At 73.4% G+C, this 22,132-nt stretch carries 18 protein-coding genes; 1 reads left to right on the top strand and 17 read right to left on the bottom strand.

Annotated elements, in window-relative coordinates; translation table 11 throughout:
- Position 1: 1 nt before the first annotated feature.
- The 5 genes from AB0F04_RS07620 to AB0F04_RS07600 all read right to left on the bottom strand — a co-directional run bounded on the left by AB0F04_RS07620 (position 2) and on the right by AB0F04_RS07600 (position 4,320).
- Complete coding sequence (locus AB0F04_RS07620; protein ID WP_362038853.1) at positions 2 to 400, bottom strand: ectoine synthase; 399 nt, start codon at positions 398 to 400, stop codon at positions 2 to 4.
- A gap of 42 nt (positions 401 to 442) precedes the next feature.
- Complete coding sequence (ectB, locus tag AB0F04_RS07615) at positions 443 to 1,714, bottom strand: diaminobutyrate--2-oxoglutarate transaminase (protein WP_053670740.1); 1,272 nt, start codon at positions 1,712 to 1,714, stop codon at positions 443 to 445.
- 64 nt (positions 1,715 to 1,778) lie between these two features.
- Complete coding sequence (gene ectA / locus AB0F04_RS07610) at positions 1,779 to 2,285, bottom strand: diaminobutyrate acetyltransferase (RefSeq protein ID WP_104779592.1); 507 nt, start codon at positions 2,283 to 2,285, stop codon at positions 1,779 to 1,781.
- 339 nt (positions 2,286 to 2,624) lie between these two features.
- Positions 2,625 to 3,161 carry a DinB family protein gene (locus AB0F04_RS07605; RefSeq protein ID WP_362038851.1) on the bottom strand — a complete coding sequence of 179 codons (537 nt, stop codon included), beginning with the start codon at positions 3,159 to 3,161 and terminating at the stop codon, positions 2,625 to 2,627.
- Between the two features lie 58 nt (positions 3,162 to 3,219).
- Entirely contained in the window at positions 3,220 to 4,320 is a 1,101-nt protein-coding gene (locus AB0F04_RS07600; RefSeq protein WP_362038850.1) for an aminotransferase class V-fold PLP-dependent enzyme, read from the bottom strand.
- Between the two features lie 134 nt (positions 4,321 to 4,454).
- On the opposite strand from AB0F04_RS07600, the gene AB0F04_RS07595 reads away from it, so the two are divergent.
- Entirely contained in the window at positions 4,455 to 5,546 is a 1,092-nt protein-coding gene (locus tag AB0F04_RS07595) for an amidohydrolase family protein (protein WP_362038848.1), read from the top strand.
- A gap of 268 nt (positions 5,547 to 5,814) precedes the next feature.
- Here the strand turns inward: AB0F04_RS07595 and cobC are convergent, their stop codons facing one another.
- Genes cobC through AB0F04_RS07535 form a run of 12 tightly spaced genes read right to left on the bottom strand, consistent with a single transcriptional unit; the run spans position 5,815 to position 22,131 of the window.
- Positions 5,815 to 6,870 carry an Rv2231c family pyridoxal phosphate-dependent protein CobC gene (cobC, locus tag AB0F04_RS07590; RefSeq protein ID WP_362038845.1) on the bottom strand — a complete coding sequence of 352 codons (1,056 nt, stop codon included), beginning with the start codon at positions 6,868 to 6,870 and terminating at the stop codon, positions 5,815 to 5,817.
- On the bottom strand, positions 6,860 to 7,789 hold the full coding sequence (locus tag AB0F04_RS07585) for a sirohydrochlorin chelatase (RefSeq protein ID WP_362038842.1): 930 nt from the start codon (positions 7,787 to 7,789) through the stop codon (positions 6,860 to 6,862). The genes cobC and AB0F04_RS07585 overlap by 11 nt, the downstream gene beginning before the upstream one ends.
- Complete coding sequence (locus AB0F04_RS07580; RefSeq protein WP_362038840.1) at positions 7,786 to 8,373, bottom strand: precorrin-8X methylmutase; 588 nt, start codon at positions 8,371 to 8,373, stop codon at positions 7,786 to 7,788. Before AB0F04_RS07580 ends, AB0F04_RS07585 begins: the two co-directional genes overlap by 4 nt.
- A complete protein-coding gene (cobJ, locus tag AB0F04_RS07575; protein ID WP_362038838.1) occupies positions 8,370 to 10,061 on the bottom strand; it encodes a precorrin-3B C(17)-methyltransferase in 1,692 nt (563 codons plus the stop codon). The genes AB0F04_RS07580 and cobJ overlap by 4 nt, the downstream gene beginning before the upstream one ends.
- Positions 10,058 to 11,296 (bottom strand): precorrin-6y C5,15-methyltransferase (decarboxylating) subunit CbiE, encoded by a 1,239-nt coding sequence (gene cbiE / locus AB0F04_RS07570; protein ID WP_362038835.1) that lies wholly within the window; start codon positions 11,294 to 11,296, stop codon positions 10,058 to 10,060. Before cbiE ends, cobJ begins: the two co-directional genes overlap by 4 nt.
- On the bottom strand, positions 11,293 to 12,111 hold the full coding sequence (gene cobM / locus AB0F04_RS07565) for a precorrin-4 C(11)-methyltransferase (protein WP_355832165.1): 819 nt from the start codon (positions 12,109 to 12,111) through the stop codon (positions 11,293 to 11,295). Before cobM ends, cbiE begins: the two co-directional genes overlap by 4 nt.
- Positions 12,112 to 12,170: 59 nt before the next feature.
- Positions 12,171 to 12,920, bottom strand: a complete 750-nt coding sequence (gene cobI, locus AB0F04_RS07560; RefSeq protein WP_362038832.1) for a precorrin-2 C(20)-methyltransferase — start codon at positions 12,918 to 12,920, stop codon at positions 12,171 to 12,173.
- Positions 12,917 to 14,380: a cobyrinate a,c-diamide synthase gene (locus AB0F04_RS07555; RefSeq protein ID WP_362038830.1), complete on the bottom strand. Its 1,464-nt coding sequence runs from the start codon at positions 14,378 to 14,380 to the stop codon at positions 12,917 to 12,919. Before AB0F04_RS07555 ends, cobI begins: the two co-directional genes overlap by 4 nt.
- Entirely contained in the window at positions 14,377 to 14,976 is a 600-nt protein-coding gene (gene cobO / locus AB0F04_RS07550; protein WP_361935643.1) for a cob(I)yrinic acid a,c-diamide adenosyltransferase, read from the bottom strand. Before cobO ends, AB0F04_RS07555 begins: the two co-directional genes overlap by 4 nt.
- Positions 14,976 to 16,973, bottom strand: a complete 1,998-nt coding sequence (locus AB0F04_RS07545; RefSeq protein ID WP_362038828.1) for a putative cobaltochelatase — start codon at positions 16,971 to 16,973, stop codon at positions 14,976 to 14,978. The genes cobO and AB0F04_RS07545 overlap by 1 nt, the downstream gene beginning before the upstream one ends.
- On the bottom strand, positions 16,970 to 20,626 hold the full coding sequence (cobN, locus tag AB0F04_RS07540; RefSeq protein ID WP_362038826.1) for a cobaltochelatase subunit CobN: 3,657 nt from the start codon (positions 20,624 to 20,626) through the stop codon (positions 16,970 to 16,972). The genes AB0F04_RS07545 and cobN overlap by 4 nt, the downstream gene beginning before the upstream one ends.
- Positions 20,623 to 22,131 (bottom strand): cobyric acid synthase, encoded by a 1,509-nt coding sequence (locus AB0F04_RS07535; protein ID WP_362038825.1) that lies wholly within the window; start codon positions 22,129 to 22,131, stop codon positions 20,623 to 20,625. Before AB0F04_RS07535 ends, cobN begins: the two co-directional genes overlap by 4 nt.
- Between the last annotated feature and the right edge of the window lies 1 nt (position 22,132).

Below are 22,132 nucleotides of genomic sequence, written 5' to 3'. Positions count from 1 at the left end.
GTCACACCTCCTCGGTGAGCAGCGGGTAGACGCCGTTCTCGTCGTGGTCCTCCCGTCCGGTCACGGGCGGGTTGAACACGCAGAGGCAGCGGAAGTCCTGCTTGACCCGCAGCGTGTGCCTCTCGTGCCCGTCCAGGAGGTACATCGTGCCGGGCGTGATCGTGTGCGTCAGCCCGCTCTCGTGGTCGGTCAGCTCGGCCTCGCCCTCCACGCAGACCACGGCCTCGATGTGGTTCGCGTACCACATCGACGTCTCCGTACCCGCGTACAGGATCGTCTCGTGCAGGGAGAAGCCGACCTTCTCCTTGGCGAGGACGATGCGTTTGCTCTCCCACGTACCGGACGCCGCCTTCACGTGCCGGTCGGTACCTTCGATCTCCTTGAACGAACGGACAATCACGGTGCTGCGATGCCTCCTAGGTGAGTGGTGCTCGGTTCGGTGTCAGGCGGTCTCGCGGACGGCGCGGGCCAGCGTGCTCAGGCCCTCGTCCAGCTCCTCGGGCGTGATGGTGAGCGCCGGGAGCAGCTTCACGACCTCGCTCTCCGGGCCGGACGTCTCGATGAGCAGTCCGAGTTCGAAGGCGCGCTTGGCGACCTTGCCGGCGCGGGCCTTGTCGTGGAACTCCAGGCCCCACACCAGGCCGCGGCCCCGGTACTCCTTCACGTCGGCCAGGTTCTCCTCGGTGATGGAGATCATCGCCTGCTCGACCTGCTCGCCGCGCTTGCGGGTCTGCTTCTCCATCGCGGAGCCGTCGGCCCAGTAGGTCTCCAGGGCCGCGGTGGCCGTGACGAACGCGGGGTTGTTGCCGCGGAAGGTGCCGTTGTGCTCGCCGGGCTCCCAGATGTCGAGCTCGGGCTTGAACAGGCACAGCGACATGGGCAGGCCGTAACCGCTGATCGACTTGGAGACGGTGACGATGTCCGGCGTGATGCCCGCCTCCTCGAAGGAGAAGAACGCGCCGGTACGACCGCAGCCCATCTGGATGTCGTCGACGATCAGCAGCATGTCCTGCCGCTCGCACAGCTCGGACAGAGCCCGCAGCCACTCGGGCCGAGCCACGTTGATGCCGCCCTCGCCCTGCACGGTCTCCACGATCACGGCGGCCGGCTTGTTCAGGCCGGACCCCTGGTCCTCCAGCAGCCGCTCGAACCACAGGAAGTCCTCGACCGTGCCGTCGAAGTAGTTGTCGAACGGCATGGGCGTGCCGTGCACCAGCGGGATGCCTGCGCCGGCCCGCTTGAAGGCGTTGCCGGTCACGGCCAGCGAGCCCAGCGACATGCCGTGGAAGGCGTTGGTGAACGACACGATCGCCTCCCGGCCCTTCACCTTCCGCGCCAGCTTCAGCGCGGACTCCACGGCGTTGGTGCCGGTCGGGCCGGGGAACATGACCTTGTACGGCAGGTCGCGCGGGCGCAGCAGCAGGTTCTGGAAGGCCTCCAGGAACGTGCGCTTGGCCGTGGTCGACATGTCGAGCCCGTGCGTGACGCCGTCCCGCTCCAGGTAGTCGATCAGCGCGCGTTTGAGGACCGGGTTGTTGTGCCCGTAGTTCAGTGACCCGGCTCCGGCGAAGAAGTCGAGGTACTCATGGCCGTCCTCGTCGTACATGCGGCTGCCCACCGCACGGTCGAAGACGGTGGGCCAGCCGCGGCAGTAGCTGCGCACCTCGGACTCGACGGTCTCGAAGACGCTCAGGTCGGGCTGGGTGATGGTCACGGCTAATCGCTCCTCGGTGCGTGGGGAAAGTCTGTGGGACGGGAGTGGGGTGGGGAGGGAAGTCTCAGTGGGGCAGCGGGCCGATGCGGTACAGGACCTCGGGGTCGTGCGGCCCGTCGGGGAACACGGCCGTGTCGAACAGCACCTCGCGCTCCAGCCGCGCGCCGTGACGCTCGGCGAACGACGTGAACAGGCGCTCCGAGGCGGTGTTGCCCGGGGTGATGGTGGTTTCCACCGTCGTCACCCCGAGGTCGGCCACGGTCCGCGCGACCAGGCCGTCGAGCAGCGCGGCTGCCAGTCCGCGCCCGCGGTGGGCCTCGTCCACCGCCACCTGCCAGACCAGCAGGGTGCGCGGGCTGTCCGGCCGCACGTACCCGGTGATGAAACCCATCGGCTCGCCCTGCTCGTCACGGGCGACGGCCGAGGTGGCGGCGAAGTCCCGGCACCACAGCAGATAGCTGTAGGACGAGTTCAGGTCGAGAACCTTCGAGTCCTTCGCCATCCGCCAGAGTGCGGCTCCGTCGGCCACGGTGGGGCGGTCGATTTGCGGATCTGCTTGTACGGCGGTCATGCAAATTGAACTTACCCAGCGAAATTCAAAATTGCATCGCCGATCGGGGTTACATATGGACCTCGTCTGTGTTATCACGCGAGCGCGAGGGATCGCGCTTTGTGGGGATGATATGCCCAGTATTGTCCGGGTAATACCGGGCAAAGCGGTCACAGTGTGTAACGCGTCACAGCCGTGTAACCCGTACGAGATCTGCCAGAATTTCCCCTCCGAGTGTCCTCAAAATCTGCGCGTTTAGGACCAGGAAAAGCGGGCAGAAGAATACGGGAAGCTTTTCTTGAGGGAATTCTTAATTGTGTGCCAGCTTACATATGGGGTCTCGCGGAATGCACGTGCAATTCAGGCCCCGGTCACTCCGTCGATGCGTTCCCGCAGGAGATCGGCGTGACCGTTGTGCCGTGCGTACTCCTCGAGCATGTGGAGGAGCACCCAGCGCAGGCTGACCTCCATCCCGGGCACCGGCCCCTCGGCCACCCGACCGACGTGGTCCAGCGGCAGCCCGGCGCACAGCTGCCGCCCCCGCGCGATCTCCCGCCGCCAGATCCCGAGCGCCTCGTCCGTCCCGCGCGCCGGATCCAGCGCGTAGCCGGTCGCGTCCTCGTACACCGGCGGCACGTCGAGTCCGCACGCCACCCGCTGGAACCAGTTCCGCTCGACCTCGGCGAGGTGCTGCACCAGCCCGAGCAGGGTCAGCGACGACGGCTCGGCCGCGGCGACGCGCACCTGCGTGTCGTCCAGCCCCGCGCACTTCAGCTCCAGCGTGGCCCGGTGGAAGTCCAGCCAGCTCTCGAGCATGGCCCGCTCATCCCCCGTGAGGCGGGGGACGGGGCGGCCGTCGGGGAGGACGGGAGTGCCGGACGGTGTGTTGGCGGTCATACGGGGAGCATGGCACGGGGCACCGACAACGGTGCCCCGGGTGCGTCCCCGCCGACGGCTACCGCCACGCCTCCTCGGCGGCGCGCAGCGCGCCCTGCACATCCACCGGCAGCCCCTGCTCGGACAGCGCGGCGCCCAGGGCCGCCAGACTCGCCCGCACCGCCCCCGGCGTCGCGTCCCCGCCGTAGTGGTTGACCCGGATCATCTCCTTGGCCAGGGCGCCCCCGCCGGCGGCCAGCGGCACCGCCGGATCCGCCTCCAGCGCCCGCACTACCAGCTCCGACGCCACCACCTGGGACGGCGCCCGCAGCGTCGTGGCGACGGGCGCCGCGTCCCGCGCCTCGTACACGTACGGCTCCAGACCGCCACCGAGCGCGACCGCCCCGGCCCGGGTGGCCGCCGCGGCGGAGGCGTGCCGGGCCATCACCGCGTCGAGACCGGCCGCCTCGATCCGCTCCACACAGGCCTCCAGCGCCAGCATCTCCAGCTGCGCCGGCGCGTGCAGCAGCGCCTTGCGGCCGCCGTCGATCCACCGCTCCTTCCAGTCGAGCAGCGACAGGTACGACCGGCGCGGCGCCCTCGGGTTGGCGGCCATCCGAGCCCAGGCCCGCTCGCTCACCGACACCGCCGAGACACCCGCCGGACCGCCCATCGCCTTCTGCGCCCCGATCACGCACAGGTCCACGCCCCACGCGTCCGGCAGCACCGGCTCGGCCCCGATCGACGCCACGGCGTCCAGGTAGAACAGCGCCCCGTGCGCCCGTACGACCTCGCCGATCTCCGCGACCGGGTTGGTGTTGCCCGTCGCCGCCTCCGCGTGCACCAGGGACACGAAGTCGATCTCCGGGTGCTCGGCGAGGGCCTGCCGGATCTGCTCGGCCGTGACGGCCGTGTGGAAGGGCACCGCCAGGTCGATCACCGTGGCCCCGCAGTCCCGCAGCCAGTCGCCGAAGGTCTGGCCGTACGGTCCCGTGATGACGTTCAGCGCCGTCGTGCCCGGACCGGCCGTGGCACGGATCGCGCCCTCCAGCGGCAGCAGCGCCTCACCCTGCATGATCACGACGTCCTGCCCGGTGCTCAGCAGCCCCGCCACACGGTCCTCGATCGCGGCGAAGCGGTCCGCGCCGAGCGGGGCCAGGTCCAGAAACGGATGCGTCACGGCAATGCTCTCTTCACTCACAGCAGGTTCGGCCGCATCGAGGGTAACCGGCCCCCCTCGGCCCGCCGCGCGGCGAGTGCCGTGCACACCGGCCCCCGTCGATGTGCCGCGACCGGCTGATTAAGGTGCGGTACATGAGCGATCAGGTGGTGCTGCACGTGAAGGGGCGGGTGCTCGTCGGGCCTGAGGACGTCCGGGACGAGCTGTGGGTGGTCGGCGGCCGCGTCTCCTACGACCGTCCCGCCGGGGCCCGCGACATCCGCACGGTCGTCGGCTGGGCCCTGCCCGGCCTCGTCGACGCGCACTGCCACGTCGGACTCGACCGGCACGGGCCGGTCCCCGAGGACGTCGCCGAGAAGCAGGCCCTGACCGACCGGGACGCGGGCACCCTCCTCATCCGCGACGCCGGCTCGCCCTCCGACACCCGCTGGATCGACGACCGCGAGGACCTGCCGAAGATCATCCGAGCCGGGCGGCACATCGCCCGCACCCGCCGGTACATCCGCAACTACGCCTGGGAGATCGAGCCGGAGGACCTCGTCGCCTACGTCGCCCGGGAGGCCCGCCGCGGCGACGGCTGGGTCAAGCTGGTCGGCGACTGGATCGACCGCGACCTCGGCGACCTCTCGGCCTGCTGGCCCCGCGGGGCCGTCGAGGCGGCCATCGCGGAGGCCCACCGCCTGGGCGCGCGCGTGACCGCCCACTGCTTCGCGGAGGACTCCCTCCAGGACCTCGTCGAGGCGGGCATCGACTGCATCGAACACGCGACGGGCCTGACCGAGGACCTCATCCCGCTGTTCGCGCAGCGCGGCGTCGCCATCGTCCCGACCCTGGTCAACATCGCCACCTTCCCGCAGCTCGCCGACGGCGGTGAGAGCAGGTTCCCCCGCTGGTCGGCCCATATGCGCCGGCTCCACGAGAACCGCTACGACACCGTGCGCAACGCCTACGACGCCGGGATCCAGGTCTTCGTCGGCACCGACGCCGGCGGCGGCCTCGCCCACGGTCTGGCCGCGGCCGAGGTGGGCGAACTCGTCACCGCGGGGATCCCGCCCGTCGAGGCCCTCGCCGCGGGCACCTGGACCGCCCGCACCTGGCTCGGCCGCCCCGGCCTGGACGAGGGCGCCCCGGCCGACCTCGTCGTCTACGACGAGGACCCGCGGGCCGACGTACGGGTGCTGACGTCACCGCGCCGCGTGGTGCTGAACGGGCGCGTGGTCGGGTAGGGCCGTGCCCGGACGGCGGTCACGGCGTCGGCCCCCGGGGTGACGGCGGGGAACGCCTGTGCCGTGGGAATCGAATGGATCCGCGGTCTCTTCACGTAGGAGTGAAGCGGCGTCGGATCGCTGACGTCGCGTGCGTGGTGCGGCGATTCTCTCCGGGGCTCGGGGTCCAGGTGCGCCGAGCCCGCGGAACCCCGGCTCAGCGGTTCGGGTCCGCGGACGTCCCGGCGGGGCGCCAGGGCCCTGCCCGGCGCCCGTTCGAACCCGGCCCTCAGCCCTCCAGCGCCCGCCCCAGTGCCTCCAGGAACCCGTCGGTCGTCCTGCGGTCCCGTACCGCCAGTCGCAGCCACTCCTCGTCCAGGCCGGGGAACGTGTCACCACGGCGCACCGCCCAGCCGAGGTCGCGCAGGCGTCGGCGGACGGTGGACGCCCGGGGCAGGCGGATCAGGACGAAGGGGCCCTCGGCGGGCCCGGCGACCCGCAGCCCGGCCGGGGCGAAACGGGCGAGGCCGGTCAGCAGATGGGCGCGGTCCGCGGCAATGCGGTGCGCCGCGTGGGCCGCCTCCGCCACCGCCCGGGGCCCCACGCACGCCTCGGCCGCGGCCAGCGCCGGGGTCGACACCGGCCACAGGGGCTGGGCCCGCTGGAGGTCCTCGACGATCTCCGGCGCCGCCAGCACGTACCCGATCCGCAGCCCGGCCAGCCCCCACGTCTTGGTCAGGCTGCGCAGCACCACGAGGCCGGGCACGTCGACGCGGCCGGCCAGGGCCTCGCTCTCGCCCGGCACCGCGTCCATGAACGCCTCGTCCACCACCAGCACCCGCCCGGGCCGGGCGAGTGAGGCGATCGTGTCCGCCGGGTGCAGCACCGACGTCGGGTTCGTCGGGTTGCCGATCACCACCAGGTCCGCGTCCTCGCGGACGGCCGCCGGGTCCAGCCGGAATCCGTCCTCCTCACGCAGCAGCACCCGGCCGACCGTGTGCCCGGCGTCCCGCAGCGCCGCCTCCGGCTCCGTGAACTGCGGGTGCACGACCACCGGCCGCCGCACCTTCAGCTCCCGCGCCAGCAGCACGAACGCCTCCGCCGCGCCCGCCGTCAGCAGCACCCGCTCCACCGGCAGCCCGTGCCGCGCGGCCACCGCAGCCCGCGCGGCCCGCCCGTCCGGGTAGGCCGCGAGCCCGCCCAGGGACGCGGCGATGTGCTCACGCAGCCAGACGGGCGGCGTGTCCGCGCGGACGTTCACGGCGAGGTCGACGAGCGAGCCGCCGTCGTCCCGGACCTCCGCGTCCCCGTGGTGACGCAGATCGTGCCCGCTCTCAGTGCGCATGCGAGTGAGCACCGTGATGGTGCCCGTGACCGTGACCGTGGTGGTGGTCGTCGTCGTCCGGGTGGAAGTGCGGCTGCTGCGGCATGCCCACCTTGTCCTCGAAGCCCGGCAGCGCGATGCGGTACACGCACGAGTCGCAGTTCATCCGCAGGTCGCCCTTGACGGCCTCCTCGTACCGCTCCCACACCAGGTCCAGCAGCTCCGGCTCCGGCCCGATGACGTCGGCCGACAGCACCTCCACCTCCGGGTGCGCGGCAGCCCAGCCCTCCGTCTGGTGCCGCACCCGGTCCGGCAGGATGCCCGTGAACAGGAAGTAGGGCAGGACCACGATCCGCCGCGCGCCCAGCCGCACGCAGCGGTCCAGCCCGCTCGGCACGTCAGGCGCCGCCAGCGACACGAACGCCGTCTCGACGCCCGCGTAGCCGCGCCCCTCCCACAGCAGCCGGGCCGCCTTGTGCACCTCGGCGTTGGCGTCCGGATCCGTGGAGCCGCGCCCCACCAGCAGCACCGTCACGTCGGAACGGTCACCCGGCGTGCGGCCCGCCGACCCCAGGGCCTCGTCCAGCCGCCGCTCCAGGACGTTCAGCAGCGCCGGGTGCGGGCCGAGCGGACGCCCGTACGTGTACGAGATGCCCGGGTGCCGCTCCTTCTCGCGGGCCAGGGCCGCCGGGATGTCGCCCTTGGCGTGCCCGGCGGACACCAGCATCAGGGGGACGGCGGCGAAGCGCCGCACGCCCTGCTCCACCAGCTCGGTGACGGCCTCGCCCAGCGGCGGCGGGGACAGCTCGATGAAGCCGCCCGCGACGGGCAGTCCGGGGTGCCGGGCTCCCAGCCGCCGTACGAAGTCGCGGAACGCCTCGGCTCCGGCGTCGTCCCGGGTGCCGTGGCCGGCGATGAGCAGGGCGGGCGGGGTGGTCACAGTTTCTCCTCGGCGGAAGTGGGGTGGTACAGCAGGGCGTTGAGCGCGGCGGCGGCGACCGCCGACCCGCCCTTCTCGGACACGTTGCTCACGGCGGGCAGCCCGCTCTCGCGCAGCGCGGCCTTCGATTCGACGGCGCCGACGAAACCGACGGGCAGCCCGATGACGAGCGCGGGGTCGGCGTCGAGCCTCAGCAGCTCCTCCAGCGCGGTCGGCGCGTTGCCGATCACCCAGAGGGCACCGGGGCCGACCTGCTCGTGGGCGAGCCGGATGGCGTGCGCGGAACGGGTCAGCCCCGGCCCGGACTCGGCGTCCCCGAGGCGGCAGACGGTCTCGCGCCGGGTGATGCCGGCGCCGACCATCGCCACGTCCACGACCACGGGCGCCCCGGCGTGCAGGGCCGCGTGCGCCTTCTCCAGGTCGGCCTCGTCCATGACGAGATCGGTGGCGTAGTCGAGGTCGGCGGCGGAGTGGACGACCCGCTCCACGACCGCCCGGGTCAGTGGCGGGAAGTGCGAGGTGTCCAGCCGGGCGCGCATGCGCCGGTAGGACTCCACCTCGATGGGATGGACGACACGGTTCACTCGGAGCCCTCCTGCGCCGACTGCCAGCGGTAGCCGCGCGGCGTCACCATGCGCCCCGCGATGTCCCGGGTCGCCGTGTTGCCCACGGTCACGACCGTCATCATGTCGACCGTCGCCGGGTCGAGGGAGCCCAGGGTGGTGAGCCGGCTCGACTCGTCCGGACGCGAGGCGTTGCGCACGACACCCACCGGCGTCTGCGGTGTCCGGTGCTCGGCGAGGATGCCCAGTGCCTTGGGAAGCTGCCAGTCGCGGCCCCGCGAACGGGGGTTGTAGAAGGTGACCACGATGTCCGCCTCGGCCGCCGCCCGCACCCGCCGCTCGATGACCTCCCACGGCGTGTGCAGGTCGGACAGGCTGATCGACACGTGGTCGTGGCCCAGCGGGGCGCCCAGGATCGCACCGGCCGCGAGCGCCGCCGTCACGCCGGGCACACCGACCACGTCGATGTCGTCGGAGGCCTCGGCCAGCGCCGGGGAGGCCATGGCGTAGACGCCCGCGTCCCCACTGCCGATCAGCGCGACGGCCTGGCCCTTGCGGGCCTCCGCGACGGCCGTGCGCGCCCGCTCCTCCTCGGCGCCGAGTCCCGACTCCAGGATCCGGGTGCCGGGCCGCAGCAGATCGCGGATCTGGTCGACGTACTGGTCGAGTCCGACGAGCACGGAAGCCCGCCGCAGTTCGGCCCGCGCACGCGGCGTCAGCAGGTCCCGGGCGCCGGGCCCGAGCCCGACCACCGCGAGCCGCCCGCGCCCCGGCCGCCGTACGACGGCACAGGTCGCCATGGCCGGGCTCGCGTCGGACTTCCGCTTGGGCACGAGCAGTTCACCTCCGCCGACGAGCGCGGCGGCCTCCGCCACGGACGGGGTGCCGACGGCGGCCAGCGGCGCGTCGGACGGGTTGGGCACGTCCACCCCGGCCAGTTCCTCGGCGGAGTACGTCACCAGGGGCACCCCGAGCCGCCGCGCGGCCTCGACGATGCCGGCCTCCTCGGCCTTGGCGTCGACGGTGGCCAGCTCCGCGACGGAGGCCACGGACAGCCCGGCCTCCCGCAGGGCGCCCTCCACCAGCCCGAGGACCTCGTCCGTGGGGGCACCCTTGGACGCCCCGACGCCGACGACCAGGGTCGGCGGACGCAGCACGACCTCGCGCTCGGCCGCCGCCACGAGCCGGTCGGTGAGCCGGATCGAGTACGGCCCCTCCTCCGTCACCGGCAGCGGCGGCAGCGGCCAGGCCACCTCGGCCCGCAGTGCCACCGCCTCGCCGTCCAGCAGCGCCCGCGACACCCCGGCGACGTCGCCCTCCACGGGCAGGCCGAGGGTGTCCAGGCCCGGCAGGTCCACCGCGTCCGTGGCCGTCGTCACCACCGGCTGCGCACCCAGCAACCCGCCCACCTCGCGGGCCAGTTCGTTGGCGCCGCCCGCGTGCCCGCCCAGCAGGGACACGGCGAAGCGCCCGCCCTCGTCGACGCACACCACGCCCGGGTCCTCGGTCTTGCCGGACAGCAGCGGTGCCACCAGCCGCACCACCGCCCCTGTCGCCAGGAAGCACACGAGCTGCTCGCACTGCGCGAACGCGGTCCGTACGGCGTCCCCGACGGGACCCTCGTACACCCGGGTGCGGTCCGGCCACGCGGCGGCCAGCCGGTCCCGCGCGGCAGCTCCCGCCGCCGTGGCGGAAATGAGGCCGATCACTGAGCGACTCCTTCTTCGACGGCTGCCGGAGGCCGGACGCCCCACAGCAGGAAAACGGGGTTGGTCGCCGCGAGCCGGGTCACGTCCCCGGGCAGCGGCGCGAGCCGCGACGACTGCAACAGCACGCCGTCGCAGGTGAGACCGGCGCTGGTCAGGGCCTCGCGCGCGGCCGGAACCCGGTCGAGCGCCGCCATCGCGACGACCACCGTGCGCCGGGCACGCCGCGCGCACGCGGCGACGATCGCGGGCAGTTCATGCCCGCCTCCCCCCACGAACACGGCGTCGGGTTCCTCGGCGAGTTCCGTCAGCGCGTCCGGTGCCGCGCCGCGCACCACGTGCACGTCCACACGGTGCGCGGCGGCGTTGGCGCGGACCCGCTCCACCCCGTCCGCGGTCTTCTCCACGGCGGTCACGGCCGCACCCAGCCGCGCGCACTCCACGGCCACGGACCCGGAGCCCGCGCCCACGTCCCACACCAGGTCACCCGGGCGCGGCCCCAGCCGGGCCAGGGCCAGCGCCCGCACCTCGAACTTGGTGATCATCGAGTCCCGGTGGGCGAACTCCGCCTCCTCCAGGGCCCAGCCGGCGGGCCGCTCACCGGGTCCCGCGACCGTCCGCACGGGCCCGAGCGCCCGCGCCTCGTCCAGGCACAGCACCACGTTCACCGCCGTACCCCAGTCCCGGGCGGCGGCCTCGGCGGGCGTCACCCGCTCCACGCGCTCCGCCTCCGAGCCGAGCCCGGACGCGACGACCAGCACCCGCGCCGCGTCCCGCAGCGCGGCACCCAGCTCCGCCGGGCCCGCGCCCGGCCCGGTCAGCACGGCCGTCTTCGCCTGCGCCCGGCACACGTGGACGGCCGTCCGCAGCTCCCGCCCGTGGGCGCTGACCACCACGGCGTCGTCCCACGGCAGCCCGATCCGCCCGAACGCGGCCGCGACGGACGACACCCCGGGCCGCACATCCAGCCGCTCCGGCCCGAACCGCTCGGCCAGCACCCGCACGATCCCGAAGAACCCGGGGTCGCCCGAGGCCAGCACCACAACGGGACGGTCCTTCGCGACGTATGCGCCGATGGTGTCCAGGGCCGGCGCGAGAGGCCCGAGCACGACCCGCTCCGCCGTCTCCGGCAGCCGTACGGCGTCGAGATGCCGCCGCCCGCCCACCACCAGCCCGGCACCGGCGAGGACGTCGTCGCAAGGCGCCGCCCCCGTCCCCGTGCCGACCACCGTGATCACGTACTCGCCCCCCGCTCGCGCAGCGCCCGCCGGGCCTCCGGGTCGGCCTTGCGGTAGCCGTGGAAATGACCCGGGTGGTACAGGTGCGAGCGCGTGCCGTGCGCGTCCAGCGCCGGGCCGACCAGGAACAGGGTGTGCTTCCAGAGCTTGTGCTCCTTGACCGTCTCCTCCAGCGTGCCGATCGTGCACTTCACGACCAGCTCCTCCGGCCAGGTCGCCTGGTAGGCCACCACGACCGGCGTCGTCGTCGGGTAGCCGCCCTCCAGCAGCTCCCGCACCAGCTGCCCGCTGCGGGCGGCCGAGAGGAACACCGCCATGGTGGTGCCGTGCTTGGCGAACTCCCGGACCTCCTCGCCGGGCGGCATGGGCGTCTTGCCGCCGCCGAGCCGGGTCAGCACGACCGACTGCGCGACCTCCGGGATGGTCAGCTCGCGCTGCGCGAGGGCCGCGACGGCCGAGAAGGAGGACACCCCGGGCACGATCTCGGTCGCGATGCCGATCTCTGCACACCGGTCGACCTGCTCCTGCGTGCCGCCCCACAGGGCCGGGTCGCCGGAATGGATCCTGGCGACCTTCAGCCCCTCGCCGCGGGCCCGCTCGTACACGGCGACGACGTCCTCCAGGGACATGGTCGCCGAGTCGAGGATCTCCGCGTCCTCACGGGCGTGCTCCAGGACCTCCTCCTGGACCAGGCTGGCCGCCCAGATCACGACGTCGGCCTCGGCGATGGCGCGTGCGGCGCGGAACGTCAGCAGGTCGGCGGCGCCGGGGCCGGCACCGACGAAGGTCACTTTGCCGGCAGGGGCGTCGGCCATGGGATGGGTCCTCTCGTACAGGGGGTGGAACGGGGGAGGGGCGGCGGGGGACGGGCGGGTCAGAGCTTTCCGCCCCGCCCGCCCTCGCGCCGGGCGGGTGCGATGAGCGTCGACAGATAGGGCAGGGGTGCCTCGTCGAGCTCGGCGGCCCGGCGTACGGACTCCTCCGGCAGGCCGAGCGCCGAGCCCCACACGGCGTCCCCGAGCCGCCCGGTCTCCCGCAGCGCCTCGGCGACCTCGTGCGCCTGCCGCCCGAACTTGTAGGCGACCACGGTCCCGGGCCCCGCCAGGGCGTCCTTCAGCACGGCCGACCCGGCGGTGACGGGCACGAGCGTGAGCGGCTCGGTCCCCTCGGTCAGCACGGCACCCGACCGGGCGGCGAGGTCCTGCATGGCCGTGATGCCGGGCACCGTCTCGACGACGGTCCCCGGCACGAGCTCGGCGACGGTCTGCGCGAGATAGGTGAACGTCGAGTACACGTTGGGGTCGCCGATGGTCGCGAAGGCCACCGACGGGTGCCGCCGCAGCAGGTCGGCGACCCGCTCGCCGGCCGCGTCCCAGGCGGCCTCGCGCCGGGCCCGGTCGCTGCGCTCGTTCAGCGCGAACACGACCCGGACGACCTTCTCCTCGGGCACGTAGTGCAGCACGGTCGCCTCGGCCCGGCCGCGCTCCCCGCCGTCCTTCCCGTCGGGCGCGGCCATCACGGGCACCACCACGACCTCGGCTTCCCGCAGGGCGTTGACGCCCTTGACGGTCACCAGCTCCGGGTCCCCGGGCCCGACCCCGACCCCGATCAGCCTGCTGCTCATGACGTCCGGCACCTCTCCACGAACCGACGGGCGACACCGGGCTCGGACGCCCAGTGCGTGTGCAGATAGCTCGCGTGCACACCGCGCTGTACAAAACCTTCGACCCGCGGCCGGGGGGTGCGGACCCCCCAGGCGGGCTGCGCCCCCGAGCCGGGCTCCACGACGGTCCGGTGGAACTCGTGCCCCCGCATCCGCGTCCCGGCCGCCGCGAGCACACTGTCGCCCACGGCCACGGCGTCCCGGTAGCCCAGCGTGAGCCGCTCGGTCATCCGTGCCGAGGCGTCCAGCACCCCGCACATCGGCAGCCCGTCCAGCTCCCGGCTCAGATACAGCAGCCCGGCACACTCGGCGGCGACGGGAGCGCCGCTCGCCGCCAGCTCCCCAACGGCCTTGCGCAGGGGTTCGTTGGCGGACAGCTCGGCGGCGTACACCTCGGGGAACCCGCCCCCGATCACCAGCCCGGCGGTCCCCTCGGGCAGTTCCTCGTCCCGCAAGGGATCGAAGACGACGACCTCGGCCCCGGCGGCGGCGAGCAGTTCGGTGGTTTCAGCGTAGGAGAAGGTGAACGCCTTCCCGCCGGCAACAGCGACAACCAGCCTGTCCGGCGTTTGAGGACGAGGCCGTTCAGGCCGACCGGGGGTCCGGGGGGCGGAGCCCTCCGGCGGGGTCGAAGGGGCGGAGCCCCTGGAGGACGGGAAGGGTAGGGGCGGCGGGGGCGAGGAAACGGCCTCGGCCGCATCCCAGGCCGCCCCCGGCAACGCACCCGCACTCCGCGCCAGCCCCGCCAACGCGTCCAGATCACACCCCTCGGAGACCTGCGCCCTCATCGCCGCAACCGCCTTCACCGCGGCGGCGTGCCGCTCGGCGACCGGCACCAGCCCCAGATGCCGCGACGGCGTGTCCACCTGCGGAACGCGCCGCAGCACCCCGAGGACCGGCACCCCCGCCTGCTCCAACGCCTCCCGCAGCAGCTCCTCGTGCCGGTCCGAGGCGACCTTGTTCAGGATCACGCCCCCGACCCGCACCTCCGGATCCCAGGAGGCGAAACCGTGCACCAGGGCCGCCACCGACCGGGACTGCGACGACGCGTCCACGACCAGCACCACCGGCGCCCCGAGCAGCTTCGCGACATGAGCCGTGGAGGCGAGTTCCCCCTCGCCCCCGGCCCCGTCGTACAGCCCCATCACGCCCTCGACGACGGCGATGTCACACCCTCGCGCCCCGTGCAGGAACAGCGGCCCGACCAGCTCGGGCCCGCACAGGTACGCGTCGAGGTTCCGTCCCACCCGCCCGGTCGCGAGCGCGTGGTACCCGGGGTCGATGTAGTCCGGCCCGACCTTGTGCGGGGACACGGTGAGCCCCCGCGCGGCGAACGCGGCCATCAACCCCGTGGCGACGGTGGTCTTGCCACTGCCCGAGGAGGGCGCGGCGACGACCAGCCGTGGGACGGAAGCACTCACCACTCGATGCCCCTCTGGCCCTTCTGGCCTGCGTCCATGGGGTGCTTGACCTTGGACATGTCGGTCACGAGATCGGCGAAGTCCACCAGCTTCTCCGGCGCGTTCCGCCCGGTGATGACGACGTGCTGCGTCCCGGGCCGCTCGCGCAGCACGGAGATCACCTCGTCCGTGTCCACCCAGCCCCAGTGCATCGGGTAGGCGAACTCGTCGAGCACGTACAGCTTGTACGTCTCGGCCGCCAGGTCCCGCTTGACCTGCTCCCAGCCCTCCCGCGCCTTCTCCTCGTTGTCCATCTGGGCATCGCGCTGCACCCAGGACCAGCCCTCGCCCATCTTGTGCCAGTCGACGGACCCGCCCTCGCCGGAGGCGCCGAGCACCCGCAGCGCGTTCTCCTCGCCGACCTTCCACTTCGCCGACTTGACGAACTGGAACACCCCGATCGGCCACCCCTGGTTCCAGGCCCGCAGCGCGAGCCCGAAGGCGGCGGTGGACTTGCCCTTGCCGACGCCCGTGTGCACGACGACCAGCGGCCGGTTCCGGCGCTGCCGGGTCGTCAGCCCGTCGTCCGGCACCACACTCGGCTGTCCCTGCGGCATTACGCGGCCCTCCTCTGCACGTCCTTCACGAGCCCGGCGATGCTGTCCGCGCGCAGCTCGTCCAATGTCACGGCCGTTCCGCCCAGTTCACCGGCGAGCTGCCCGGCGAGCCCGAGCCGTACCGGCCCCGACTCGCAGTCCACGACGACGGAGGCGACCCCGTCGGCCGCGAACAGCCGGGCCGCACGCCCGGCGAGGGCGACCGGCTCGGGGCCACCGGTGGCCCGCCCGTCCGTCACCACCACGACCAGCGGCCGCCGCGCGGGGTCGCGCAGCCGCTCCACGCGCAGCACGTCGTGCGCGCGCAGCAGCCCCGCGGCGAGCGGCGTCCGCCCGCCGGTGGGCAGCGTCTCCAGCCGGGCCGCCGCCGCGTCCACCGACGAGGTCGGCGGCAGCGCGACGTCCGCGTCCGTGCCGCGGAAGGTCACCAGGCCCACCTTGTCGCGCCGCTGGTAGGCGTCCAGCAGCAGCGACAGCACGGCGCCTTTGACGGCGCTCATCCGCTGCCGTGCCGCCATCGACCCGGAGGCGTCCACGACGAACAGCACGAGGTTGCCCTCGCGCCCCTCGCGGGTGGCCTGCCGCAGATCGTCCCGGCGCACCACCAGGCCCGGCCCGGACCGCCCGCGCGCCCGCTGGTGCGGCGCCGCCGCCTGCACGGTCGCCGCCAGGTGCAGCTTGGTGAGCGCGCCCCGGGGCCGCCGGGCCCCGGTCGTCCGCCCGTGCTCGGTCCGCGCCCGGGACCGCCGCCCGGCGGACCCCTCACCGATCCCGGGCACGCTCAGCACCTTGGTGCGGAACGGCTCCGAGGCCCGTACGGCCGACTGCTCGCCGGCGCCCGAGGGCTGCGGCTGCCCGCCCTCAGCGGCCTCGGGCCGGGCCGCGGTGTCACCGTCGCCCTGAGGCGCGTCGTCGGGTTCGGGCTGTCCGCCGCCTCCGCCGGGCCCGTCGGGACCGGGGTCCGGGTCCGGGTCGTCGTCGTCCGAGCCGCCGAACTCCTCCAGGGTCTCGTCGAGCTTGTCCTCGTCGAGCCCGGGCGCGTCGAAGGGGTTGCGCCGCCGCCGGTGCGGCAGCGCCAGCAGCGCCGCCTGCCGGACGTCCTCCGCGAGCACGTCCGTGCGCCCGGCCCAGGCCGCCAGCGCGGTGGCCGTCCGCGCCATCACGATGTCCGCGCGCATGCCGTCCACCTCGAAGGCCGCGCAGGTCGCCGCGATCTGCCGCAGCGCCCCGTCGCCCAGCCGCACGGACGGCAGCAGCTCCCGCGCGGCGACGATCCGCTCCCGCACGGCGGCCTCGTCCTCGGCCCAGCGCGCGGCGAAGGCGGCCGGGTCGTCGTCGTAGGCCAGGCGCCGCTTGACGACCTCCACCCGCTGGTCCGGCTCCCGCGAGGCCGCGACCTCGACGGTCAGCCCGAACCGGTCGAGCAGCTGCGGCCGCAGCTCGCCCTCCTCCGGGTTCATCGTTCCCACCAGCAGGAAACGGGCGGCGTGCCGAACGGAGACGCCCTCCCGTTCCACGTACGAGGCGCCCATCGCGGCGGCGTCCAGCAGCAGGTCGACCAGGTGGTCGTGCAGGAGGTTGACCTCGTCGACGTAGAGGATCCCGCGGTGCGCGTCCGCGAGCAGGCCCGGCTCGAAGGCCTTCACGCCCTCGGAGAGCGCCCGCTCGATGTCCAGCGCGCCCACCAGCCGGTCCTCGGAGGCGCCGACGGGCAGTTCGACCATGCGCGCGGGCCGCTCGGCACCGCCACCGGCCTCGTGGGGCCCGTCCGGGCACCCCGGGTCCGGGGAGGCGGGGTCGCACGAGAAACGGCAGCCGGGGACGACCGGAACCTCCGGCAGCAGCGCCGACAGCGCCCGCACCGCCGTCGACTTGGCCGTGCCCTTCTCGCCGCGCACCAGCACTCCGCCGACGGCGGGGGACACGGCGTTCAGCAGCAGCGCGAGCCGCAGGTCGTCCTGGCCGACGACGGCCGTGAACGGAAAGGGGGTGGTCACTTCTCGTCGCCCTCCAGGTCGCCTTCGAGTTCCAGGTAGGTGGCGCGCAGCCGTTCCAGCGTCTCCGCGTCCGGCTCGGCCCACAGGCCGCGCTCCGCGGCCTCCAGCAGCCGTTCGGTGATGCCGCGCAGCGCCCAGGGGTTGGACTTCTTCATGAAGTCCCGGTTCTCCGGGTCGAAGACGTACTCGGCGCTGAGCTTCTCGTACATCCAGTCGTCGACGACCCCGGCCGTGGCGTCGTACCCGAACAGGTAGTCCACGGTCGCCGCCATCTCGAAGGCGCCCTTGTAGCCGTGCCGCCGCATGGCCGCCATCCAGCGCGGGTTGACCACCCGGGCGCGGAACACACGGTGCGTCTCCTCGCCGAGCGTGCGGGTCTTCACCTGGTCGGGGGTGGCCGAGTCGCCGACGTACGCCTCGGGGCTGGCACCCGTCAGGTGCCGGACCATGGCGACCATGCCGCCGTGGTACTGGAAGTAGTCGTCGGCGTCGACGAGGTCGTGCTCACGGGTGTCGACGTTCTTCGCGGCGACGGCGATCCGCTTGAACGCCGTCTCCATGTCCCCGCGCGCGGCCCGCCCGTCGAGGCCCCGGCCGTAGGCGTAGCCGCCCCACACCGCGTACACCTCGGCGAGGTCGGCGTCGGAGCGCCAGTTGCGGGCGTCGATCAGCGGCAGCAGACCCGCCCCGTACGCGCCCGGCTTGGAGCCGAAGATGCGGGCCGTGGCCCGGCGGCGGTCGCCGTGCTCGGCGGTGTCCTGGTCGGCGTGGGCCCGGACGTAGTTGGACTCCGCCGGCTCGTCCAGCTCGGCCACCGTGCGCACGGCGTCGTCGATCAGGCCCACGACGTGCGGGAACGCGTCCCGGAAGAAGCCCGAGATGCGGACCGTCACGTCGATGCGCGGCCGGGCGAGTTCCGCGAGGGGGATCACCTCGAACCCGGTCACACGCCGCGAGGCGTCGTCCCACACCGGCCGGCAGCCCAGCAGCGCCAGGATCTCGGCGATGTCGTCGCCCTGGGTGCGCATCGCGGAGGTGCCCCACACGGTCAGGCCGACGGACGTCGGGTACTCACCGGTGTCCTGGAGATACCGCTGCACCAGCGAGTCGGCGAGCGACTGCCCGACCTCCCAGCTCAGCCGGGAGGGAATGGCCTTGGGGTCGACGGAGTAGAAGTTGCGGCCCGTAGGCAGGACGTTGACGAGTCCGCGGGTCGGCGACCCGGAGGGACCGGCCGGGACGTAACCGCCCCGCAGCGCCCGCAGGATGTGCCCGATTTCGTCGGTGGTCTTCTCCAGCCGGGGCACGACCTCGGTGCAGGCGAACTCCAGCACGGCGACCGCGTCGGGCAGTTCGGTGCCGAGGACCTCCCGGACCAGAGGCGCGCTCTCGGCGACCGCCCAGCCGCGCTCCTCCATGCCCTCCGCGATCCGCCGGCACAGCTGCTCCAGCAGGTCGATCGCGTCGGCGGCGCTGCGCGAGGGCCCGTCCACCAGGTCCGTCAGCTCGACGGGCACCTTCACCGGAGCGCCCGGCTCGGCCAGCAGCTCCTTCTCCACCAGCCCGAAGTGCTGAGCCAGCGACGCCCTCAGCCCCGGCAGCGCGTTGGCCTGCCCGCCCCACACCTGCGAGGCGCGCAACACGGCCAGCACGAGGTTGACGCGCGGCTCGCCGACCGGCCCGCCGCCCAGGATGTGCAGGCCGTCGCGGATCTGCACGTCCTTGATCTCGCACAGATAGCCGTCGATGTGCATGACGAACTCGTCGAACTCCTCGTCGTCCGGCTGCTCGTCGACGTGCAGGTCGTGGTGGAGTTCGGCGGCCTTGACCAGCGTCCAGATCTGGGCGCGCACGGTCGGCGCCTTCGCCGGGTCCAGGTCGGAGACGAGCGCGTACTCGTCGAGGAGCTGCTCCAGCTTGGCCAGGTCGCCGTAGGCGTCGGCGCGGGCCATCGGCGGCACGAGGTGGTCGACGACCGTGGCGTGCCCGCGCCGCTTGGCCTGGGTGCCCTCGCCCGGGTCGTTCACGATGAACGGGTAGACCAGCGGCAGGTCCCCGAGGACCGCGTCCGGGGCGCAGCCGCCGCTGAGCCCGAGCCCCTTGCCGGGCAGCCACTCCATGGTGCCGTGCTTGCCCATGTGGACGATGGCGTCGGCACCGAAACTGTTCTCCAGCCACCGGTAGGCCGCCATGTAGTGGTGGGACGGCGGCATGTCCGGGTCGTGGTAGATCGCGATCGGGTTCTCCCCGAAGCCGCGGGGCGGCTGGATCATCACGACGACGTTCCCGAACTGCAGGGACGCCAGCACGATGTCGTCGCCGTCGACGTAGAGGCTGCCCGGCGGCTCGCCCCACGCCTCGGTCATGGCGTCCTTCAGCTCCGGGTCGAGCTTCTCGAACCACGCCCGGTAGTCCGCCAGCGGCACCCGTGCGGGCGCGGCGGCCAGCTGCTCCTCCGTCAGCCACTCCACGTCGTGCCCGCCGGCGTTGATGAGCCGGTGGATCAGCTCGTCACCCTCGTCCGGATGACCCTCGACGACGTACCCGGCGTCCCGCAGCGCGTCCAGCACCCGCACGGCCGAGGCCGGGGTGTCCAGGCCGACCGCGTTGCCGACCCGCGAGTGCTTGGTCGGGTACGCGGTGAAGACCAGCGCGAGCTTCTTCTCGGCGTTGTCCTTATGCTTCAGCCGCGCGTGCCGGACGGCGATACCGGCGACGCGCGCGGCCCGGTCCGGGTCGGCGACGTACACCGGCACGTCGTCCGGGCCCTGCTCCTTGAAGGAGAACGGCACGGTGATCAGCCGCCCGTCGAACTCCGGGATCGCCACCTGCATCGCGGCGTCCATGGGGGAGAGGGCGGCGTCCGAGTCCGCCCAGGCCTGCCGCGAGGAGGTCAGGCACAGGCCCTGCAGCACGGGGATGTCCAGCTCGGCGAGGGCGCCGATGTCCCAGGCCTCCTCGTCACCGCCAGCCGAGGCCTGCGAGGCGTGGGTGCCACCGGCGGCGAGCACGGTGGCGACCAGGGCGTCGGCCTGCCCGAGGATCTCGTACAACCCCTCGTCCGCCCCGCGCAGCGAACCGCAGTACACGGGCAGCGCGTTGGCGCCGCGCGCCTCGATGGCGTCGCACAGGGTGTCGACGAAGGCGGTGTTGCCGCTCAGTTCGTGGGCCCGGTAGAAGAGCACGCCGACGGTCGGACGGACCTCCACGCGGGCGCGCTCGCCATGGACGCCGTACTCCGGCATCTTCCGCGGCTCGTCGAACCCCTCACCCGTCAGCAGCACCGTGTCGGAGAGGAAGCGGGCGAGTTCGGTCAGGTTGTCCGGGCCGCCCTCCACGAGGTACCTGAGCGCCTCGGCGACGACACCGGCCGGGACGGACGACTCGGCCATCAGCTCCGCGTCCGGCACGGCCTCACCGCCCAGCAGCACGGTCGGGACGCCGGAGGCCTTCAGCGCGGCGAGGCCGTCCTCCCAGGCCCGCTTGCCGCCGAGCAGCCGGACGACGGCGACGGACGCCCCGTCCAGCAGGGCGGGCAGCTCCTCCCGCACGTCCACGCGGGTGGGGTTGCCGATCCGGTAGTCGGCTCCGGAGGCGGCCCGGGCCGCCAGCAGGTCCGTGTCGGCGGTCGACAACAACAACACAGTGCTCATGCGGGTGCTCCCGGTGGAATGAAGGGCAGTCCTTGCGGCGCGCCGGACTCGATGAGCCGCCACAGCGCGTCGGTGTCCGCGTGCTGTTCGATCAGGTCGCCGAGCCGGTCGAGCTGCTCCTCGCGCAGCGCGGCGAACGAGGTGTCCGGCGCGGGCACGAAACGGCGGCCCGCGGCGGCCGCCACCTCGCGCAGAAAGGCCCGCCGGAAGCCGTCCGACTCCAGCGAACCGTGCCAGTGCGTGCCCCAAATCTGGCCGACCCGGCAGCCGTCCAGGAAGGGGACTCCGCCGGTGACATCGGCGACCCCGTGGTGGATCTCGTAGCCCTCGACGTGCTCCCCGAGGGCCTCGCCGGCCGGTCTGGTGAGGGTCTTCTCGCGGGCGAACCGCACCCGCACGGGCAGGATCCCGAGCCCGTCGACGTGCCCCCTGCGGCTCTCCACGTCGTCCTCGATGTGCTCGCCGAGGATCTGGAAGCCGCCGCAGACGCCGAGCACGGGCCGCTGTTCGGCGGCCCTGCGGACGAGGGCGTCGGCGAGCCCGCGCTCCCGCAGCCAGTCCAGCGCGCGGACCGTGCCACGGGTACCGGGCACGACGACGAGGTCGGCGTCGGCCAGTTCCTCCGGCCGGTCCACGAACCGCACCACGACGCCCGGTTCGGCGGCCAGCGCGTCCACGTCGGTGAAGTTGGACATCAGCGGCACGGCACAGACCGCGACGCGCAGCACGTCCTCGCCGACGGGCGGGGCGACGACGGACTCCCGCACCGCTCCCCGCAGGGAGACCCTGAGGCCGTCCTCCTCGTCGATGCCCAGCCCGTGCCGGAAGGGGAGGACGCCGTACGTCTTCCGCCCCGTGAGCCCGTGCAGCATCTCCAGGCCCGGCTCCAGCAGGGAGACGTCACCGCGAAACTTGTTGACGAGGAACCCGGCGACACAGGCCTGGTCCTCGGGGGACAGCAGCGCCACCGTCCCGAAGAACGAGGCGAACACCCCGCCCCGGTCGATGTCGCCGACCACGAGCACGGGCAGCCCGGCGTTACGGGCGATCCCCATGTTCACGATGTCCGTCCGCCGCAGATTGATCTCGGCGGGGGAACCCGCCCCCTCACAGATCACCGCGTCATACGTGCCCCGCAACTGTTCCAGGCAGTCCAGCACCGTCCCGAGCAGCCGCTGCTGCCGGCCGCCGTGGTAACCCCGCGCACTCATCTCCCCGACCGGCTTGCCCAGCAGCACGACCTGGCTGCTCTGCTCACCACCGGGCTTGAGCAGCACGGGATTCATCAACGCGGTCGGCTCGACGCGGCAGGCCTGCGCCTGCATGGCCTGCGCCCGCCCGATCTCGGCGCCCTCCGTGGTCACGAAGGAGTTCAGGGACATGTTCTGCGCCTTGAAGGGCGCGACCTTGACGCCCTGGCGCACCAGCCACCGGCAGATCCCGGCGGTCACGACGCTCTTGCCGGCGTCGGAGGTGGTACCGGCGACGAGAAGCCCACCGCTCATG

Source organism: Streptomyces sp. NPDC029041 (assembly GCF_040637515.1).
Lineage (GTDB): Bacteria > Actinomycetota > Actinomycetes > Streptomycetales > Streptomycetaceae > Streptomyces.
Note: the sequence above shows the minus strand (reverse complement) of the source record. Positions and strands in the feature narration are given on the sequence as shown.

Bases quoted from the DNA above. Each gene is read 5' to 3' on its own strand.
- ectA (WP_104779592.1), bottom strand. From the start codon at position 2,285: ATGACCGCCGTACAAGCAGATCCGCAAATCGACCGCCCCACCGTGGCC.
- AB0F04_RS07605 (WP_362038851.1), bottom strand. From the start codon at position 3,161: ATGACCGCCAACACACCGTCCGGCACTCCCGTCCTCCCCGACGGCCGC.
- AB0F04_RS07595 (WP_362038848.1), top strand. From the start codon at position 4,455: ATGAGCGATCAGGTGGTGCTGCACGTGAAGGGGCGGGTGCTCGTCGGG.
- cobC (WP_362038845.1), bottom strand. From the start codon at position 6,870: ATGCGCACTGAGAGCGGGCACGATCTGCGTCACCACGGGGACGCGGAG.
- cobM (WP_355832165.1), bottom strand. From the start codon at position 12,111: ATGGCCGACGCCCCTGCCGGCAAAGTGACCTTCGTCGGTGCCGGCCCC.
- cobI (WP_362038832.1), bottom strand. From the start codon at position 12,920: ATGAGCAGCAGGCTGATCGGGGTCGGGGTCGGGCCCGGGGACCCGGAG.
- cobO (WP_361935643.1), bottom strand. From the start codon at position 14,976: ATGCCGCAGGGACAGCCGAGTGTGGTGCCGGACGACGGGCTGACGACC.
- cobN (WP_362038826.1), bottom strand. From the start codon at position 20,626: ATGAGCACTGTGTTGTTGTTGTCGACCGCCGACACGGACCTGCTGGCG.
- AB0F04_RS07535 (WP_362038825.1), bottom strand. From the start codon at position 22,131: ATGAGCGGTGGGCTTCTCGTCGCCGGTACCACCTCCGACGCCGGCAAG.